The 17,771-nt window shown below is 66.6% G+C and carries 17 protein-coding genes; 7 read left to right on the top strand and 10 right to left on the bottom strand.

The window, feature by feature from the left end; all coding sequences use genetic code 11:
* Positions 1-52 precede the first annotated feature (52 nt).
* The 4 genes from choV to choX all read right to left on the bottom strand — a co-directional run bounded on the left by choV (position 53) and on the right by choX (position 3,301).
* On the bottom strand, positions 53-1,069 hold the full coding sequence (gene choV / locus jaqu_RS03655; RefSeq protein WP_043917579.1) for a choline ABC transporter ATP-binding protein: 1,017 nt from the start codon (positions 1,067-1,069) through the stop codon (positions 53-55).
* Entirely contained in the window at positions 1,066-1,899 is an 834-nt protein-coding gene (gene choW / locus jaqu_RS03650; protein WP_043917578.1) for a choline ABC transporter permease subunit, read from the bottom strand. Before choW ends, choV begins: the two co-directional genes overlap by 4 nt.
* A 10-nt stretch (positions 1,900-1,909) precedes the next feature.
* Positions 1,910-2,296 carry a VOC family protein gene (locus jaqu_RS03645; RefSeq protein WP_043917577.1) on the bottom strand — a complete coding sequence of 129 codons (387 nt, stop codon included), beginning with the start codon at positions 2,294-2,296 and terminating at the stop codon, positions 1,910-1,912.
* 72 nt (positions 2,297-2,368) lie between these two features.
* Positions 2,369-3,301, bottom strand: a complete 933-nt coding sequence (gene choX, locus jaqu_RS03640; protein ID WP_043917576.1) for a choline ABC transporter substrate-binding protein — start codon at positions 3,299-3,301, stop codon at positions 2,369-2,371.
* Positions 3,302-3,401: 100 nt separating this feature from the next.
* On the opposite strand from choX, the gene betI reads away from it, so the two are divergent.
* The 5 genes from betI to jaqu_RS03615 all read left to right on the top strand — a co-directional run bounded on the left by betI (position 3,402) and on the right by jaqu_RS03615 (position 8,927).
* Entirely contained in the window at positions 3,402-3,959 is a 558-nt protein-coding gene (gene betI, locus jaqu_RS03635) for a choline-binding transcriptional repressor BetI (protein WP_043917575.1), read from the top strand.
* Positions 3,956-5,413: a betaine-aldehyde dehydrogenase gene (gene betB / locus jaqu_RS03630; RefSeq protein WP_043917574.1), complete on the top strand. Its 1,458-nt coding sequence runs from the start codon at positions 3,956-3,958 to the stop codon at positions 5,411-5,413. Before betI ends, betB begins: the two co-directional genes overlap by 4 nt.
* Positions 5,413-7,059, top strand: coding sequence for a choline dehydrogenase (betA, locus tag jaqu_RS03625; RefSeq protein ID WP_043917573.1), 1,647 nt, complete (start codon positions 5,413-5,415; stop codon positions 7,057-7,059). Before betB ends, betA begins: the two co-directional genes overlap by 1 nt.
* A 130-nt stretch (positions 7,060-7,189) precedes the next feature.
* Positions 7,190-8,230 (top strand): nuclear transport factor 2 family protein, encoded by a 1,041-nt coding sequence (locus jaqu_RS03620; protein WP_043917572.1) that lies wholly within the window; start codon positions 7,190-7,192, stop codon positions 8,228-8,230.
* Positions 8,223-8,927 (top strand): alpha/beta fold hydrolase, encoded by a 705-nt coding sequence (locus tag jaqu_RS03615; RefSeq protein WP_043917571.1) that lies wholly within the window; start codon positions 8,223-8,225, stop codon positions 8,925-8,927. The genes jaqu_RS03620 and jaqu_RS03615 overlap by 8 nt, the downstream gene beginning before the upstream one ends.
* A 12-nt stretch (positions 8,928-8,939) precedes the next feature.
* On the opposite strand, the gene jaqu_RS03610 is transcribed toward jaqu_RS03615, so the two are convergent.
* The 4 genes from jaqu_RS03610 to jaqu_RS03595 are packed head-to-tail and all read right to left on the bottom strand — an operon-like array spanning position 8,940 to position 13,709.
* On the bottom strand, positions 8,940-9,140 hold the full coding sequence (locus tag jaqu_RS03610) for a hypothetical protein (protein WP_236687769.1): 201 nt from the start codon (positions 9,138-9,140) through the stop codon (positions 8,940-8,942).
* Positions 9,137-10,543, bottom strand: coding sequence for an NADP-dependent phosphogluconate dehydrogenase (gndA, locus tag jaqu_RS03605; RefSeq protein WP_043917570.1), 1,407 nt, complete (start codon positions 10,541-10,543; stop codon positions 9,137-9,139). Before gndA ends, jaqu_RS03610 begins: the two co-directional genes overlap by 4 nt.
* A gap of 54 nt (positions 10,544-10,597) precedes the next feature.
* Positions 10,598-13,168: an HWE histidine kinase domain-containing protein gene (locus jaqu_RS03600; RefSeq protein WP_043917569.1), complete on the bottom strand. Its 2,571-nt coding sequence runs from the start codon at positions 13,166-13,168 to the stop codon at positions 10,598-10,600.
* Positions 13,152-13,709: a biliverdin-producing heme oxygenase gene (locus tag jaqu_RS03595; RefSeq protein WP_052500755.1), complete on the bottom strand. Its 558-nt coding sequence runs from the start codon at positions 13,707-13,709 to the stop codon at positions 13,152-13,154. Before jaqu_RS03595 ends, jaqu_RS03600 begins: the two co-directional genes overlap by 17 nt.
* Positions 13,710-13,867: 158 nt before the next feature.
* Here jaqu_RS03595 and jaqu_RS03590 point away from each other — a divergent pair, with 158 nt between their 5' ends.
* Both jaqu_RS03590 and jaqu_RS03585 read left to right on the top strand, forming a co-directional pair.
* Positions 13,868-14,719, top strand: a complete 852-nt coding sequence (locus jaqu_RS03590) for an SDR family oxidoreductase (protein ID WP_043917568.1) — start codon at positions 13,868-13,870, stop codon at positions 14,717-14,719.
* Between the two features lie 120 nt (positions 14,720-14,839).
* Positions 14,840-16,393 (top strand): alpha-amylase family glycosyl hydrolase, encoded by a 1,554-nt coding sequence (locus jaqu_RS03585; protein WP_043917567.1) that lies wholly within the window; start codon positions 14,840-14,842, stop codon positions 16,391-16,393.
* Positions 16,394-16,414: 21 nt separating this feature from the next.
* Here jaqu_RS03585 and jaqu_RS03580 read toward each other — a convergent pair whose 3' ends face one another.
* Complete coding sequence (locus jaqu_RS03580) at positions 16,415-16,666, bottom strand: hypothetical protein (RefSeq protein ID WP_043917566.1); 252 nt, start codon at positions 16,664-16,666, stop codon at positions 16,415-16,417.
* Entirely contained in the window at positions 16,666-17,742 is a 1,077-nt protein-coding gene (locus jaqu_RS03575; protein ID WP_084629330.1) for an SDR family oxidoreductase, read from the bottom strand. Before jaqu_RS03575 ends, jaqu_RS03580 begins: the two co-directional genes overlap by 1 nt.
* Between the last annotated feature and the right edge of the window lie 29 nt (positions 17,743-17,771).

Genomic DNA, 17,771 nt, shown 5'->3' with positions numbered 1-17,771 from the left:
CTATCGGAAACTCACCCGAAGTCAATTCGCAATTGCAGCATTCGGTTCCGGATCACGACAATCTGGCGACGATCGAACGGGTGCTGACGGCTCCGACAACCGCCCCGTCCCGCTCGACCGGGATCGGTGCGTTTCTGGCGGCCGCAAGCGGCATCAACTCCCGCACGGGCATCGTCGCGGGGACGGGCTCTCCGCTGGCGGCTTCGCCCTCGACCATGACATCGGCGGCGCGCAGCACGCCCAGCGGGTTCATATGCGCCACGAAGTCAGAGACATAGCCGTCTGCCGGGGCCGTCACGATGTCGGAGGGCGTTCCGCACTGGACGATGCGCCCGCCATCCATGATCGCGATCCGGTCGCCGATCTTGAACGCCTCGTCCAGATCGTGGCTCACGAAGATGATCGTGCGGCGCAGCGTGCCTTGCAGATCCAGCAACTCGTCCTGAAGTCGGGTGCGGATCAGAGGGTCCAGCGCCGAGAACGGCTCGTCCATCAGAAGGATCGGGGCATCGGTGACGAAGGCGCGGGCGAGTCCCACGCGCTGCTGCATACCGCCGGACAACTCGCCCACCAGGGCATCGGCCCGGTCGGCGAGCCCCACCAGTTCGAGCTGCCGATCCACGGCGGCGCGACGCGCCCCCGCCCCCTGCCCTGCCAGTTCGAGGCCAAGCCCCACATTCGCGCGCACGTCCCGCCACGGCAGCAGGCCGAATTGCTGGAACACCATCGCGATTCGCTTCTGACGCAGGCGCCGCAGGTCGGCCCCCCTTGCCTTCGTGACCGAGACCATCCTGTCCCCGTCATTGACCCGCACCTCGCCGCGGACGACCGGGTTCAGCCCGTTCACCGACCTCAGAAGCGTCGACTTTCCCGATCCGGACAGCCCCATCAGCACGAGGATCTCCCCCTCGGCCACGGTCAGGCTGCAATCGTGGACACCGAGGATCTGACCGCAGGCGTCCTGGATCTCGCCGCGGCTCTGTCCCCGGTCCATCAGCGGCAGTGCCGTCTCGGGGCGGGTTCCGAACACGATCGAGACGCGGTCGAACTCGACGGCGGGCGCGGTCATTTCCGCTCCAGCCGCAGGATGCGGTCCAGCATGATCGCGACGACGACGATGACGAAGCCGCTCTCGAAGCCCAACGACGTGTTCACCGTGTTGAGCGCGCGCACGACGGGCACGCCCAGACCGTCCGCCCCCACGAGCGCTGCTATGACGACCATGGAGAGGGAAAGCATGATCGTCTGGTTCAGCCCGGCCATGATCTGAGGGAACGCGTAAGGCAACTCCGCCTTCCACAGGACCTGCCGGCCGGTGCCCCCGAACGCCTCGACCGCCTCGACCAGCGGGGCGGGCGTCGAGGACACGCCGAGATGGGTCAGCCGGATCGGCGCGGGCAGAACGAAGATGACCGTGGCGATCAGGCCGGGCACCATGCCGATGCCGAAGAACACGATGGCCGGGATCAGATAGACGAAGGTCGGCAGAGTCTGCATCAGGTCCAGCACCGGCCGCATCGCCGCATAAAGGCGGGGCCGGTGCGCGGCGGCGATGCCGATGGGCACGCCCAGACCCATGCAGACCACGCAGGCCGAGATGACCAGCGTCAGGCTTTCGGTCGTCTCTTCCCAATAGCCCTGGTTGAGGATGAACAGAAAGCCCAGCGCCACGCCGACGCATAGCTTCCAGCTTCGGTGCAGAACCCAGATAAGCACAACCAGAACGGCGACCACGATCAGCGGATGCGGCGTCTGCATCAGCCATAGAAGCCCGTCGATCAACGCCTCCAATCCGTCGGAGATCGCGTCGAAGACCGGCTGACCCGTCACCTGAAGCCAGTCGAACGCGGCCGCGGCGAAATCACCGACCGGGATCTTGTTCTCGGTCAGCCAGTCCATCACGCCGCCGTCAGCCCCACGCGGGCGGCTCGGTCGACGGCTGATAGGTGCCGAAGGACCACTCGTGCCCCTCTGGATCGCGGGCGCGCCAGCGGCGCGCGCCCCATTCGGTGCTCTCCGGCCCGTAGACCACCTCGGCCCCCCCGGCGACGGCACGCGCGTGGTGCGCATCGACATCGTCAACGACCAGTAAGATCCCGGGGGAGCCTTTGGACAACTCCCCCGTGCCCAACATGACGACCCCATTGCCGTGGCTAAGTTCGGCGTGGACGACCGTTCCTGACTCGTCTTTCTGAATCTGCACGACCGATAGGCCAAAGGCGCCGGTAAGGAACTCGATCGCCAAGGCCGCGTCACGATAGCTGAGATAAGGCACGATGCTTGGGGAATGAGCCATCTGATCCTCCGGAAACGAGGGCGTCTCCTTCCCAAGGAGACGCCGCGCGACATCCTCTAAAGACTTCGCGTCCTACTCCAACGCGCCTGCCACGGCGGCCATCGCGTCGCCGCCATCGAACGTGGTCACACCCGCCAGCCAGCCTTCGACGGCCATCATGTTCTCTTGCAGCCAGGTCGTGGCCGCGTCGCGCGGATCCTGCCCTTCATCGAGGATCGCGCCCATGATCTGGTTTTCCATCGACAGCGTGAAGGTCAGGTTGTTGAGGAACGTCCCCAGGTTGGCGCAATCCTCGGCCAGACCGGCACGCGTGTTGGTGTAGACCGTCGCACCCCCCAGGTTCGGGCCGAAGAAGTCATCCCCGCCCTGAAGGTAGGTCAGGTCGAAATTGGCGTTCATCGGATGCGGCTCCCATCCGAGGAAGACGATCGGCTCCTCGCGGCGGGTCAGCCGGTCGACCTGCGCCAGCATCCCCTGTTCGGAGCTTTCGACCACCTCGAAATCCGACAGGCCGAACGCGTTCTCGTCGATCATGGACTGGATCAGGCGGTTGCCGTCATTCCCGGGCTCGATCCCGTAGATCTTGTTGTCCAGCGCCTCGGCATGGGCCTGGATGTCTCCGAACGACGCGATGCCCAGAGCGGCGGCGGCATCGTTGGCGGCCAGCGTGTACTTGGCCCCTTCGAGGTTCGCGCGGATGGTCTCGACGGTGCCGGCCTCCCGGTAGGGGGCGATATCGGCCTCCATCGTGGGCATCCAGTTCCCAAGAAAGACGTCCACGTCGCCCTCGGCCAGAGAGGTGTAGGTGACCGGGACGGACAGGACCTTCACATCGGTCTCGTAGCCCAGCGCATCGAGAACCACCGTGGTCGCGGCGGTGGTCGCGGTGATGTCCGTCCAGCCCACATCGGAGAAGACGACCTCCTTGCAGGCGGCGTGGCCGTCAGCCTGCGCCGTTCCCGCGAACAGCGCCAGGATCGAGGTGACGGTCAGGATGCGGTTCATGTCTCTTCCTCCCCAAGCTCCGATAATTGATTGACGAGTCAATCAACCCGGCATTACCCGGACGACCACCGTCATCAACCGCTTTGTGACAGAGGATGCCATGCCCCGAAAGCCCGTAGAGGCCGAACGTCGCGCCGCGTTGGTCTGCGCCACCATCGGAGAGATCGCGGAAACCGGCAGCGCGGCGGTCACCGTCGCCCGCATCGCGCGGCGTGCCGGCGTCTCGGGGGCGCTGGCGCATCACTATTTCGGCTCCAAGGAGGCGATCCTTCTGGCCGCGATGCGGCACATCCTGCGCGCCTTCGGCGACGAGACCCGCGGGGCGCTCGCACGGGCCGAAACGCCCGCCGCGCGGCTGGAGGCGATCGTGCGGGCCAGCTTTGCGCCCTCAAACTTCGATGCGGATACGGTAGCCGCCTGGCTCGACTTCTATGTCCAATCCCGCACCCACGCCCCGACGCGCCGGCTTCTGAACGTCTATCAGGCCCGCCTCCGATCCAACCTCCGCCACGCCCTGCGTCCTCTCTGCGCCGATCCCGAAGCCGTCGCCGAAGGCGCAGCCGCGCTGATCGACGGGGTCTGGCTTCGGGCAGCACTCGGATCGGGCGACGCGCCCGACGCGCTCGTCCTCGATTGGATCGGACGGAGGATCGCATGACCGGAGGCATCCAGCCGCCCGCCTCTCACTTCGTCGACGGGGCGTGGGTCGAGGATCAGGACGGCCCCGCGCTCGACGTGGTCTATCCCGCGACCGGCAAGGTGGTCGCACGGGTCCACGGCGCGACGGACGCGGTGCTCGACCGCGCGCTCGCCTCGGCCGCCGGTGCACAGACGGAATGGGCCGCCACCGATCCCGCCGAACGCGGCCGCATCCTGCGCCGCGCCGCCGACCTGATCCGCGCCCGCAACCGGGACCTCTCGGAACTGGAGACGCTCGACACCGGCAAGCCCTTGCAGGAGACGCTGGTCGCCGACGCCGCCTCCGGGGCCGATGCGTTGGAATATTTCGGCGCGCTCGCCGCCGATATCCGTGGCGAGACGATGCGCTTCGGCGCCGATTGGGCCTATACGATCCGCCGTCCGCTTGGCGTATGCGCCGGTATCGGCGCCTGGAACTATCCCACCCAGATCGCCTGCTGGAAGGCCGCACCCGCGCTCGCCGCCGGCAACGCCATGGTCTTCAAGCCGTCCGAGGCCACGCCGCTCGGCGCGCTGCGCATCGCCGAGATCCTGCACGAGGCCGGGCTCCCCGCGGGCCTCTTCAACGTGGTGCAGGGGGACGGACGGGTCGGCGCCACGCTCACCACCGACCGGCGCGTGGCCAAGGTCTCGCTGACCGGGTCAGTGCCCACCGGCCGCGAGGTCGCGGGCGCCGCGGCAGGGGCCATGAAGCACGTCACCATGGAACTCGGCGGCAAGTCCCCCCTGTTGATCTTCGAGGATGCCGATCTCGGCGATGCCGTCTCCGGCGCGATCAACGGCAACTTCTATTCCTCGGGTCAGGTCTGCTCGAACGGCACGCGGGTCTTCGTGCAGCGCGGCCTGCGTGATGCCTTCGTCTCCCGCCTGACCGAACGGCTGGCGGGCGTGGTGATCGGCGACCCGCTGGACGAGGCGACGAACTATGGCCCGATGACGACCGAGGCGCAGATGCGCATCGTCCTCGACCACATCGGACGGGCCAGGGCCGAAGGCGCGACCGTCGGCGCAGGGGGGACCCGCATCGACCGCGAGGGGTACTGGATCGAACCGACGATCCTGACCGACCTCACCGATGACATGGCCTGCGTGCGCGAGGAGATCTTCGGCCCGGTCCTCTCGGTCCTGACCTTCGAGGACGAGGACGAGGCCATCGCCCGCGCCAACGCGACCGGGTTTGGCCTCGCCGCTGGCATCTTCACCCGTGACCTGACCCGCGCGCATCGTGTCGCCGCCGCGATGCAGGCCGGGACGATCTGGATCAACCAATACAACCTGACGCCCGCGGGCATGCCGTTCGGCGGCTCCAAGATGAGCGGGATCGGGCGCGAGAACGCCCGCGCCGCCCTCGACCACTATACCGAGGTCCAGACGATCTATGTCGGCATGGGGCCGGTCGAGGCCGCCTATTGATGGAAGCCGACTACGTCATCGTCGGCGCCGGCAGTGCCGGCTGCGCCCTGGCCTACCGTCTGGCCGAGGCGCGCCGGTCGGTGCTGGTCATCGAACATGGCGGGACCGATTGGGGGCCGCTGATCCAGATGCCGGGCGCGCTGTCCTTCCCGATGAACATGGCGCGCTACGATTGGGGCTACCGCACAGAGCCCGAGCCCCATCTGGGCGGCCGCCGCCTCGCCTGCCCGCGCGGCAAGGTTCTGGGCGGGTCCAGCAGCATAAACGGCATGGTCTATGTGCGCGGCCATGCGCGCGACTTCGACCATTGGGCCGAGGCCGGTGCGGCGGGATGGGCCTACGCGGACGTCCTGCCCTACTTCAAGCGGATGGAATGCTGGCATCCCGGCCCCCATGGCGGCGATCCGTCCTGGCGCGGCACGGACGGTCCCCTGCACGTCACGCGCGGCACGCGGGCCAACCCGCTCTATCACGCCTTCGTCGAGGCCGGCAGGCAGGCCGGCTATCCCGTGACCGACGACTACAACGGACGGCAGCAGGAAGGATTCGGCCCCTTCGAGCAGACGGTCTGGAAGGGCCGACGCTGGTCGGCCGCCAACGCCTACCTGCGCCCCGCGCTCGCAACCGGCTTCTGCGCCGTGCTCAACGGCATGGCCACGCGCATCTCCATCGAGGACGGCCGCGCCACCGGCATCGTCCTGGCCGACGGACGGACCGTCCGGGCCCGCGCCGAAGTGATCGTGGCCGCCTCGGCCATCAACTCGCCCAAGCTTCTGATGCTGTCCGGCATCGGTCCCGCCCCGCATCTGGCCGAGCACGGGATCGACGTAGTCGCTGACCGTCCGGGCGTGGGCGCGAACCTTCAGGACCATCTGGAGCTCTACGTCCAGATGGCCGCGTCGCAGCCGATCACCCTCTTCCGCTACTGGTCGTTCTGGGGAAAGGCCTGGGTCGGCGCGAACTGGCTGTTCCGGCGCAGGGGACCCGGCGCGACCAACAATTTCGAAAGCTGCGGCTTCATCCGGTCCGCCGCCGGGATCGAGTATCCGGACACCCAGTTTCACTTCCTGCCGCTGGCGGTGCGCTACGACGGCAAGGCCGCAGCGGAGGGGCACGGCTTCCAGGCCCATGTTGGGCCCATGCGCTCGCGCTCTCGCGGGGCGGTGACGCTCCGCTCCTCCGACCCGGCGGACGCCCCGGCGATCCGCTTCAACTACATGAGCCACGAACAGGACTGGCAGGAGTTCCGCACCTGCATCCGGCTGACCCGGGAAATCTTTGCGCAACCCGCCTTCGCGCCCTATCGGCGGCAAGAGATCCAGCCGGGCGAGGCGGCACGATCCGACGACGCCATTGACGCGGCGATCCGCGAGCATGCGGAAAGCGCCTACCATCCCTGCGGCACATGCCGGATGGGCGCAGCGGACGACCCGATGGCGGTGGTGGACCCTCAGACCCGAGTGATCGGCGTCGACCGACTGCGGGTGGCCGACAGCTCGATCTTTCCACGGATCACCAACGGCAATCTCAACGGACCCTCCATCATGGTCGGAGAGAAAGCGTCGGACCACATACTTGGCCGCCGATTGCCGCCCTCGAACGCCGAACCATGGATCCATCCGGACTGGCAGCGTCTGCAACGCTAGGCAGGGCGCACCCCCCTTCGTCATCCTGCCAAGAATATCCCGTGGCCCCACGGGGGACCTCGTCCCTCCCGCTCTTGCATACGTATGCAAAATCATGTCCCGTCCGGGCGACCACCCACATGAGGACCCCATGAAAGGCTTTTCCCAGCGCTGGAAGGACTTCCCCGATTATATCCTCGGCATCACCAAGGAGATCTGGGAAGAGCGCGGCCTCCACACTCTGCACGAGACCTATGCCGAAGACCTGCCGATGCGCTTTCCCTCGGGGCTCGTGCGCGGGCGCAAGGCGGTGATCGACGGCACCCGCGCCACGCTGGTCGAATTTCCGGACCGGCAGCTTCTGGGCGAGGACGTGATCTGGTGCGGCGACGACGAGACGGGGCGCCTCTCCTCCCATCGGCTGATGACGACCGGCACCCATCTGGGCCATGGCTTCTTCGGCCCGCCCACCGGCAAGCGCTTCGAGGTGCGCGCCATCGCGGACTGCGCCGCACGGGAGAACTTCATCTTCGACGAATGGCTTTGCCGCGACACGTCCGGGATCGTCCATCAACTCGGCATGTCGCCACTGCCCTTCACCCGCGACCTGATCGCGCGCGAGGGCGGACCGGACAAGGCGATCCGCCCGTTCCATCCCCGCGACGATGTGGACGGAGGCTACAATTCGCGCGGCAACGACCACGAGGTCGGCTTGGAATACGAGGATCTGCTGACGCGCATCATGGCCGGCAACGAGCTGTCTGCCATCGCACAGCGCTATGACCGTGCCTGCCGGACCGAGTTCCCCGGCGCACGACGCGGCTGGTCCTGGCCCTATGCCGAACAGATGTGGATGGGTCTGCGGGCCGCTTTCCCCGATGCGACCTTTACCATCGACCACCGGATCGGGCGCGAGGACCCGATGATGCCGCCCCGCGCCGCCCTTCGCTGGAGCCTCCTGGGCAAACATGAAGGCCGCGGCATGTACGGAGAACCGACGGGCGCCGAAGTCTACGTGATGGGCTTCACCCATGCGGAGTTCGGGCCGTGGGGCCTGCGCCGGGAATACACCGTCTTCGACGAGATCAGCATCTGGAAGCAGATCCTGCTTCAGACCGGAATGGCGGATGACGTGAATACCTCCGGGATGGGCGAGACGCACCCGTCGCGGACCGGGATGACGTATGGCTGACCCTCTCGTCCTGCTGCCGGGAATGATGTGCGACGCACGTCTCTTCGCGCCTCAGGCTGCCGCCCTGTCCAAGGACCACGAGATCTTTGTGGCTAAGATATTGGCCCACGACACGGTGGCAGCCCTCGCCGCCGATGTGCTTGCGACGGCGCCGCCACGTTTCATGCTTGCGGGCCTTTCAATGGGCGGGATCGTCGCGATGGAGATCGTTCGCAGGGCCCCGGACCGGATTTCGGCGCTGTGTCTCATGGACACCAATCCGCGCGCCGAGGCGCCCGAGGTCGCGGCAGCCCGCATTCCTCAGATGGACCGGGTCCGCGCAGGTGATCTGCGCGCTGTCATGCGCGACGAGATGAAGCCGAACTACCTTGCCGCCGGGCCCCGACGGACGGAGGTCCTCGATCTCTGCATGGCGATGGCCGAGGCGCTGGGTCCGGAGGTCTTCCTGCGCCAGTCCCGGGCGCTGCAAACGCGTCCCGACCAGCGCGACACCCTGCGCGGCGTTCGGGTGCCGACCCTGATCCTGTGCGGCCGCGAGGACACCCTGTGCCCGCTCCACCGTCACGAAGAGATGGCGGCCCTCGTTCCCGGCGCGCGGCTCACCGTGGTCGAAGCGGCGGGCCACCTGCCGACGCTGGAGCAGCCGCGAGAGACCGTCGATGCGATGCGGAGCTGGATCGGGGACGCCCTGGCCTGAGGCCGGCGCATCTTACTCGTAATCCTCCGCCCGGAAGGTCACGAAGAAGCACCAGACCATCCAGAACCCCGCCGCCCCGAAGAGCGCGGCCCAGAACCACGCCCCGCGCGATGCTTCGAGCGCGGCCCACCCCAGAACGGCCGCCGAGGCCAGCACGCGCGCCCAGAGCGGCCGGAACATCGGATGGCGCAGGTCGAAGGCCCCACGCATCATCCCTGCTTGCCCGCGTCCTTGCCCGCCCAGGGTCCATGCACGTCTTCGCGGCCGTCGACATGGACGAAGCCGTGCAGACCGAAGAAATCCCGCTGCGCCTGGATCATGTTGGCGGTGCCCCGCGCCGTGCGCATCGCGTCGAAATAGGCCAGACCGGACGACAGGGCCGGCACGGAATGGCCCGCGAGCGCAGCTTGCGAGACGACCTGCCGCAGCGCGTCATGCGTCGATTTCAGCATCTCGGCGAAATGAGGCGTCCGCATCAGATTGTCGCCGGGATGGTCGGCAAGCGCGCTGGCCATGTCATCCAGCATCGCCGAGCGGATGATGCAGCCCTCGCGCCAGATCCGCGCGACGGTCGGCAGATCGACGTCCCAGCCATGAGCCTCGCATGTCGCGGCGATCATCACGAAACCCTGCGCATAGCAGAGCACCTTGCCCGCGATCAGGGCCTGTTCCAGCGTGTCGCGGTCGATCTCGACCGCTTGGGGCGCCGCACCGAACATCTCCTGTCCGGCGGCACGTTCGTCCCGTCGGGACGAGACGTTGCGCGCCACCACGGCCGCCTCGATGGCCGGGATCGGCGTGAGCAGGTGCTGGCTCTCGATGGCGGTCCACCGCCCCGTGCCCTTTTGTCCGGCGGCGTCGACGATCACGTCGAGCAACGGTTTGCCGGTGGCGGTGTCGGCGGCGCGGGCGACCTTGCCAGTGATCTCGATCAAGTAGGACTTGAGCGGCCCCTTGTCCCAGGCCTCGAAGACGGTTGCGATCTCGTCCGGGGAAAGGCCGTGTCCGTCGCGCAGGATGCCGTAGATCTCGGCGATCATCTGCATGTCGGCATATTCGATGCCGTTATGGACCATCTTGACGAAATGCCCCGCTCCGTCCGGCCCCAGAAGGCCCGCGCAAGGCTCTCCTTCATGCTTGGCTGCGATGGCGTTCATGATGTCCGCGACGCGGTCCCAATGGCCGGGCTCGCCTCCGCCCATGATCGCGGGGCCGTGGCGCGCGCCCTCCTCTCCGCCGGAGACGCCGACGCCGAGGAAGGGGCCGCCACTCTCCGTCATCCGGCGGTTGGTATCGTGAAAGTTGGCGTTGCCGCAGTCGATGATCAGGTCGTCGGCGTCGAGCAGTGGGCGAAGCGCCTCGATCTGCTGGTCGACCGGTTCCCCGGCCGGTACCATCAGGATGATCGCCCGCGGGGCGTCGATCGCCGCAACGAAGTCCTCGAGGCTTTCGCACGCGGTCATCCGGTCCGCGAGGTCTCCGGCTCCGTCGACGAAGTCACGCGTCACCTTGGTCGTGCGGTTGAAGACCGCGATGTCAAAGCCCTTCTCGGCGATGTTCGAGGCAAGTGCCGCCCCCATCGTCCCGAGACCGATCAACCCGATCCGTGCGCCCATTTCCGTCGCTCCTCCCTGCGTGCCGATCCGCCCTAAGGGGACCGGCCGGGGATGTCACGCCATCAGGCTCGCCAAGAGATTGCGCAGATCCGCGGACGTGAACGGCTTTCGCAGAACGGACGCCGGGGGATAGCGTGAGATGACGCCGCCTTCCTCGCCGTATCCCGTGGTGAGCGCGAACGGGACGCCCTCATCCGCGAGGCGCTGTGCCACGACGATCGACGTCTCGGAGCCGAGATTGACATCCAGCAGGGCAAGGTCGAACCGGCCTTCATCCAACGCCTGCATGGCTTCGGAGACGCTGGAGGCCGTCACGACCTCTCCGGCGCCGAGTTCCGAAAGCATGTCGGCCGTATCGAGTGCGATGATCAGGTTGTCTTCGACCACCAGCGCGCGTTCCACCGGACGGGTCGCCCCAACGGTCGAAGGGGTATCGGACAATGATGGCTTGGCCAAGCGTTCCTGCTTTCTTTCGGACGCGACCGACAGATGGGCGCCGGGCAGGAAGAAGTCCGCCTCCAGCCCACCTTCGGCATATCGCAGGTCGGTGGTTCCGCTCAGTTCATGGGGGATCGAACGGCTGATGATCGTGCTGCCGAAGCCCCGCCGGGTCGGGGGCGAGACGGGCGGTCCACCGGATTCGCGCCAGGCGATGTCTATCCCGCCGCCATCGCGATGAACCAGCGCGACGTCCACGCTGCCCTCCGGACTGGACAGGGCCCCGTATTTCGCGGAATTCGTCACCATCTCGTGCATCACGAGCGCCAATGTCGAGAAAGCCTCGGGCGCAAGCGAGACATCTTCGCCCCGGACTGAGAGACGGCCGCCTCCTCCGCCATAGGCCTCTGCCTCGAGAAGGATGAGGTCCGTCAGCGACGACGCCTCCCATTCGGCCCGCGTGAGCTGGTCGTGCGCACGGGCAAGCGCGTTGATCCTGCCATCGAGATCGCGGGTATATTCCTCGATCGTGGCGGCGCCGTCGCGGCTCCGGCTGGCAAGGCCGCGGATGAGGTTCAGGATGTTGCGAACCCGGTGGTTGAGTTCCGCGACGAGCAGTTCCTGCTTTTCCGCCGCGGCCCGGCGCATCTGCGCTGCTTCATCCGACATGCGCAGCACGACTTCCAGCAAGGTGACGCGCAGCGCCTCTGCGGCATCGAGTTCGGTCTCGGTCCAGCGGGCCGAGGTTCCCTTGACCGTCTCCTTCCACGCTTCGAAGCTCTTGCGCGGTGTCAGCCGCGCGCCGTTGGGGCCCAACTCGACGGGCTTGTTCGGGTTGCCCGCCCACGTCACCATCCGCGCGACCTCTCTCCGGAAAAGAACGATATAGTCCCGCGGAGTGCGACTGATGGGCAAGGCAAGCAAGCCCGCAGGCGGATCGGCAAACTCCGCGGCGGCGGGGAAGCCTGACTGCAACCTGTGGGTCGCGAACACCTGGGATGCCTCGGTCGTGTTCAGGTAACGGGCCAACCCCGTGAACTCGTCCCGCGTGGGGGCGTAGCCATAACACTCGTACTCGCCCTCATGGAAGATCGCGATGCCGTCGTGATTGATGACGGCGCCGACCTCCGCCTGGATCAGTTCGATGCTGCCTATGAAATCACCGTCCCGGCTGACGCGGCCGATCAACGCGTCGTGCAGTTTGCGAGCCTCGATCGTCTGTGCACGTTCCTCCGCGGCCTGCTTGCGGTCCAGTTCGTAGGACAGGAGTTGCGCAAAAAGCTCGACTGCTGTCCGGCGCGAAAAGCTGAGCCGCATCGGACGGCTGGAATGGCAGGCGAACAGGCCCCACAACTCCCCGTCGCGTATGATCGACACGGACATGGATGACACGACACCCATGTTCCGCAGGTATTCCAGATGGATCGGCGAAACCGCCCGCGTGACGGCCAGCGAAAGGTCGAGGGGCTTCCCTTCGGGCGAGGCCGCTGGAATGATCTCGTGCGCCGGGCCGTCGACACTCTCGATCAGACGCAGCAGGCTGCGCTTGTAGAGCTCTCGCGCCTGCTTGGGGATGTCGGAGGCGGGATACCGAAGGCCGAGAAAGCTGTCGACATTCCCGCCGCTGCGAGACTCGGCGATCACGGTACCGGACTGATCCTCGTCGAAGCGGTAGACCATGACGCGGTCGAAGCCCGTGAGGGCCCGCATGCTGCGGGCCGCTTCCTCGACTGCGGCCTGGGCGTCATCGAGGCGCTGTACCCGCTTGATGAGGGGATCGACGAGCCCGAGCTCGCTCTGATCGCTGCGCCCCGCGAATTGCTCGAATTCCAGCACCGTGTTTCGGTCGGATTGGTGGATCGAGACATCGAGGCGCCGTCCGTCGAGTTCGACCCCGAAGAGGCGCGACTGCGCCATGTCGCGGCCCAACCCGGCCATCGCGTCCCGGAGGGTCTGCACCGCGCCCGGCGACATGAGTTGGCTCAGGGGCACGCCGATCGCACTTTCGGCCTCGATGCCGAGCAGGACATCGACGTTGCGGGAAGCATGGCGGACGATCCAATCGGACGAGACCGCGATAAGGCATCCGTAGTCCTGGACATGTCCCAGAAGATGGATCGGCTCGCGATCGCAATTCGTCAGATCGACCTGAGTGTCGATCCACTGCTCTTCATTCTGCCGGGACATGGAGGCCCCCTGTCAGCGCGCTCTGTTCGAACAGGGCGAACCATGCGATCGCGGCTGTGACGATCAGGTCGGCTTCCGGCCCGCGTGCGGACATCTCTTCGGCGCGGGCGGTGAAGGCGCGCCAAGGGGCGGGATCCGCCGCCATGCCAAGATAGGCCGAGGCCCTGCGCACGTCCGGGTCGGTGGCGTCGGCCCAGCGGCGGGCCAGCATCCGCGTTCCGAGCCGCGAGCCCAGCCACAGATAATCCTGCGCGATGGGGTGATCTTCGGTTGGCGCGGGCGCCGCGGCTGCCGGTGGCTCTGCCCCGAGGGATGCAAGATCGGCGTCGATGGCACCGATGCCTTCGCGCAGGCCCGCACAGGTCGCGCCGGCGCCGTGCAGGGCAGCGAGGCCTGCCCGCTGCGCCCTGAGGAACGATGTCAGGCCATCCCGCGAAGTCAGGTCGAACCGGCCGAACGCGCGATCAACGGCATCATGCGCCGCGCGCGTATCCGCCCGCAGCCTTTCCCTCAGCGTCACGATCAGTGCTGGCCTGGTCATCGGCATCTCCTGCGACGAAAGTGCCAGCCAACACGTCAAAAGACAATAAGCAACCCTTTCAAGATCCGACCCTTTTCACGCGAGAACGGAATTGCAGGGAACATCGGGAAGCGCCGGTTGTTGGCTGGCTAACAACCCGAACACGAGAGGAAGACGACATGAATGCTCCGCATATTCCCGCCCAGTCGCAGGACGCGATGCCGGCCGACGAACACAAGATGGATCCCGCGCCCGACTGGAAACCGCGCCATCCCGGCGTGGGCAAACTGGACGGCAAGGTTGCGCTGATCACCGGCGGCGACAGCGGCATCGGGCGCGCCATCGCTGCCCTGTTCGCACGCGAAGGCGCGAAGATCGCCATCGCCTATCTCGAAGAGGACGAAGACGCCGACAAGACCCGTCAGATCGTCGAGGAGGAGGGGTCGGACTGCTTGCTGATCCCGGGTGACCTCGGCGTGAAGGACAATTGCGTGAAGGCCGTCGAAGAGACGGTCGCCGAGTTCGGCAAGCTGGACATCCTGATCAACAACGGCGCCCAGCAATGGGTCGACGAGGATTTTGCCGATCTGTCCGAAGGCAAGATCCGCCAGATGATCGGCTCAAACATCATGGCTTATATGTTCACGACCCAGGCGGCCCTGAAGCATCTCGGCGAAGGCGCACGGATCATCAACACGTCGTCGGTGAATGCCTTCGCCGGCATGGGCTCCTTGGTGACCTATTCGATGACGCGCGGTGCGAGCCTCGCGTTCACGAGGTCCATGGCGTCCAACCTGACGGATAAGGGCATAACCGTGAATGCGGTCGCTCCCGGTCCGATCTGGACGCCCTTCATCCCCGGGACGATGCAGCCCGAGCAGGTCGAGGATTTCGGCTCGGGCACGCCGATGGGCCGCGCGGGGCAGCCGTGGGAAGTGGCGACGGCCTACCTGTTCTTCGCGTCGTCCGACGGCAGCTACTATACCGGCCAGACGATGCATCCGAATGGGGGCATGGTCGTGGGCGCCTGACGCCAGGCTTGACGGCTGCATCCAGGGTGCGGGGACGACAACACCGGTCCCGCACCCTGTACCTGCTGGTCATGCGGGTTACTCGCCTTAAGTTCCGGCCAAAGTTGAACGGAGCGCGCGATGGCCCCCTCCTCTACCTGGCCGCGCTCGCCGGTCATCTATCAGATCTATCCGCGGTCGTTCCGGGATTCGAACGGCGACGGCATCGGGGATCTGAACGGCATCATCCACAAGTTGGAGCATGTCGCGCGCCTGAACGTCGACGCGATCTGGCTGTCACCGTTCTTTCCCTCGCCCTTGGCCGACGGCGGCTACGACGTCGCGGATCATATCGACGTGCATCCGGCGATGGGAACGCTGTCCGATTTCGACAGGCTGATCGAAAGAGCCCGCGAACTGGGGCTCAAGGTGCTGATCGACCAGGTCTTCAACCACACCTCGACCGAGAGCCCCTGGTTCAAACGCGCGATCCAGGGCGACCCGGCCTTCGAGGACTTTTACGTCTGGGGGGACCCGAAGGAGGATGGCAGCCCGCCGAACAACTGGCTCTCCCAGTTTGGCACACCGGCCTGGACGTGGTGCCATCAGCGGCGGCAATACTACTTCCACAACTTCACCAAGGATCAGCCCAGCCTCAATCTGAGATGTCAGGCGGTGCAGGACCAAATGCGCAACGTCATGCGCTTCTGGCTGGACCGTGGCGTGGACGGCTTTCGCGTCGATGCGGTGACGAGCTTCCTGTTCGACCCGTCGATGAAGGACAATCCGCCCGCGCGGCCTGCGGTGAAGGCCCGCGTCTCGGGACCGGATTTCAGCCCGTATACCTGGCAGGATCATGTCTACGACATCCTGCCGGGTGACGGCTTGGCCTTCACCGAGAACCTGCGGACCTGGGCCGGGCACGATGCCTGGATCATGGGGGAGGTCACGTCGGGCAACAATTCGGTGGAACTCGCCTGTGGCTTGACCGAGCCCGGCCGCCTGAACGCCGCCTACACGACCGATTTTCCCGAATCTTCCGGGACCGCGGACGCCTACGGCGACATCCTCGAGCGTGCAGACCGACCGGAGCAGATCTGCTGGTGGCTGTCGTCTCACGACCAGCCGCGCCATGCCGGCAAATCCGGCGACGGGAGCGACCGGGACGTTCGCTTTCTGGCCAGCGTCCTGATGCTGTCGCCCGGCCCGGTGCTCATCTATCAGGGAGAGGAACTGGGACTCTGCCAGCCGACCCTGCCCCGCGCGGCGGTCACGGATCCGTATGACCTTCTCTATTGGCCGGACGGTCCCGGACGGGAGGGGGCACGGGTGCCCATCCCCTGGGCCGAGGGGCCGGGTCGCGGCTTTACGACGGGTGAAAGCTGGCTGCCTATGGACTGGCCGGACAGCGTCTCCGTCGCCGTCCAGGAGATCGGCGACAGCACCCTCACGTTCTACCGCAGGGCGGCTGCGTTTCGCAGGGACTCGGCACTCGGGAACATGGATCTGACCGACTGGTCCCGAACCGGAGAGGTCGTTCGGCTCAGCTATGAGAAGGGGTCGCGGCGACTGGAAGCGGTGCTCAATTTCGGAGAGACCGCCACGCGGGTCAAGGCAGACCCGGCCTTCTGCTCGCAGGAATTCGACGGCAATTCGATGCCGGGCCGGACCGCAGCCGCGTGGGTCGTGGAGTGAGGCGCCTGCTGCGTGGGGGCTCTAGCCCTCTTCTCGCGCCCGTGCGGCCCATCTGACCCAGCCCCAGACGTTCACTCCAAACAGGACGGCGTTCTGGACCACCAGCGCCCATTTCGCCTCGATCGCGGCCGCCCCGATCCAGAGCGCGGATGCGACCGTGAAGACCACGAATCCCCACATGACGAGCCGCGCCGGTTGCCCCCACGCCACCATGAGCGAGGCCGCGATCACGCAGATCGCGGCCCCCCAGCGCGTCACTTCGACGGGATCCATCAGTGCGGCAACGCCCTGACCGAAGAGCCCGCCGGTGGGCGGTCGTAGCCCCACGGACGGCGATTGTCCTGCATGGCGACGCCATTCGGCGACGCCGGCCGCCCCCGACCGCCAAGAAAGCCACCGATCGCTGCGCCCAGACCGAATGCGATGGCCACGCCGCCGAAGACGGCCGCCTTGCGGGCCATGTCGGCATCGACGATAAGGCCCGACGGCTCCGCGCGGTGTCCGTAGCTGCCCTCGGCGCGGGGGGGATAGTCTATGGGCCCCTCCAGATTGTCGGGGCGCCCCCAATCCTTCTGATCCGAGGCCTGCGCCTCGTATCCCGATGTCGCCATCTGCTTGTCGATCATTCCGGGCAAAAGCATATCCCCGAAGACGAGTTCGATGACGGATCGGCCGACCAGCAGTTCCCGAGCATTGGTGTCGATGGCCTTCATCACCGCATCCGCCGCGACTTGGGGCTGGAAGATCGGCGGGGCGGGCTGAGGCTTGGCTGCCATCGCGTTGCGGGCCCAGTCAAATTGCGGTGTGTTGATCGCCGGAAGCTGAACGAGGCTCAGCTCGATGGGTCGGCCCTGATGAATCAACTCGGAGCGCAATGCGCCGGTGAATCCGTTGATGGCGTGTTTCGCCCCGACATAGGCCGCCTGCAGGGGTACCGGCCGATAGGACAGCCCGGACCCGACATTCACGATATTGCCCCGCTTCATGATGCGGAGGGCAGCCCGGCATCCATTGACCTGACCGAAATAGGTCGTGGCGGTGATCTTCTGGAATTCGTCTTCGGTGACGTCCTCGAAGGCGGCGAACTTGGTCAGCATCGCGCAGTTCACCCAGACGTCCGGCGCACCCCAATGACCCATGATCGCATCGGCGGCGGCCTGAAGCTGGGCGTCTTCGGCGACGTTGCAGGTGCGTGTGAAGACCGCGTCGCCGTATTCCGAAGCGATCTCGTCCAGCCGTTCCTTCCCGCGGGCGAGGACGGCGACCTTCCACCCCCTGTCGATCATGGCAGAGACGACGGCCCGTCCCACTCCGGCTGAACCACCTGCGACCACCGCGATGCGTGTCATGGACGAAACTCCTCTGTTGAACGTTTTCG

It is taken from the genome of Jannaschia aquimarina, from assembly GCF_000877395.1.
GTDB classification, from domain to species: Bacteria; Pseudomonadota; Alphaproteobacteria; order Rhodobacterales; family Rhodobacteraceae; genus Jannaschia; species Jannaschia aquimarina.
This window is presented reverse-complemented; position numbering and strand designations above follow the sequence as displayed.

Coding starts and splice junctions, on each gene's coding strand:
- betB (WP_043917574.1), top strand. CDS start 3,956: ATGACCGGAGGCATCCAGCCGCCCGCCTCTCACTTCGTCGACGGGGCG.
- jaqu_RS03610 (WP_236687769.1), bottom strand. CDS start 9,140: ATGATGCGTGGGGCCTTCGACCTGCGCCATCCGATGTTCCGGCCGCTC.
- betA (WP_043917573.1), top strand. CDS start 5,413: ATGGAAGCCGACTACGTCATCGTCGGCGCCGGCAGTGCCGGCTGCGCC.
- jaqu_RS03620 (WP_043917572.1), top strand. CDS start 7,190: ATGAAAGGCTTTTCCCAGCGCTGGAAGGACTTCCCCGATTATATCCTC.
- choV (WP_043917579.1), bottom strand. CDS start 1,069: ATGACCGCGCCCGCCGTCGAGTTCGACCGCGTCTCGATCGTGTTCGGA.
- jaqu_RS03600 (WP_043917569.1), bottom strand. CDS start 13,168: ATGTCCCGGCAGAATGAAGAGCAGTGGATCGACACTCAGGTCGATCTG.
- jaqu_RS03580 (WP_043917566.1), bottom strand. CDS start 16,666: ATGGATCCCGTCGAAGTGACGCGCTGGGGGGCCGCGATCTGCGTGATC.
- jaqu_RS03575 (WP_084629330.1), bottom strand. CDS start 17,742: ATGACACGCATCGCGGTGGTCGCAGGTGGTTCAGCCGGAGTGGGACGG.
- choW (WP_043917578.1), bottom strand. CDS start 1,899: ATGGACTGGCTGACCGAGAACAAGATCCCGGTCGGTGATTTCGCCGCG.
- jaqu_RS03590 (WP_043917568.1), top strand. CDS start 13,868: ATGAATGCTCCGCATATTCCCGCCCAGTCGCAGGACGCGATGCCGGCC.
- jaqu_RS03595 (WP_052500755.1), bottom strand. CDS start 13,709: ATGACCAGGCCAGCACTGATCGTGACGCTGAGGGAAAGGCTGCGGGCG.
- jaqu_RS03645 (WP_043917577.1), bottom strand. CDS start 2,296: ATGGCTCATTCCCCAAGCATCGTGCCTTATCTCAGCTATCGTGACGCG.
- betI (WP_043917575.1), top strand. CDS start 3,402: ATGCCCCGAAAGCCCGTAGAGGCCGAACGTCGCGCCGCGTTGGTCTGC.
- jaqu_RS03615 (WP_043917571.1), top strand. CDS start 8,223: ATGGCTGACCCTCTCGTCCTGCTGCCGGGAATGATGTGCGACGCACGT.
- choX (WP_043917576.1), bottom strand. CDS start 3,301: ATGAACCGCATCCTGACCGTCACCTCGATCCTGGCGCTGTTCGCGGGA.
- jaqu_RS03585 (WP_043917567.1), top strand. CDS start 14,840: ATGGCCCCCTCCTCTACCTGGCCGCGCTCGCCGGTCATCTATCAGATC.
- gndA (WP_043917570.1), bottom strand. CDS start 10,543: ATGGGCGCACGGATCGGGTTGATCGGTCTCGGGACGATGGGGGCGGCA.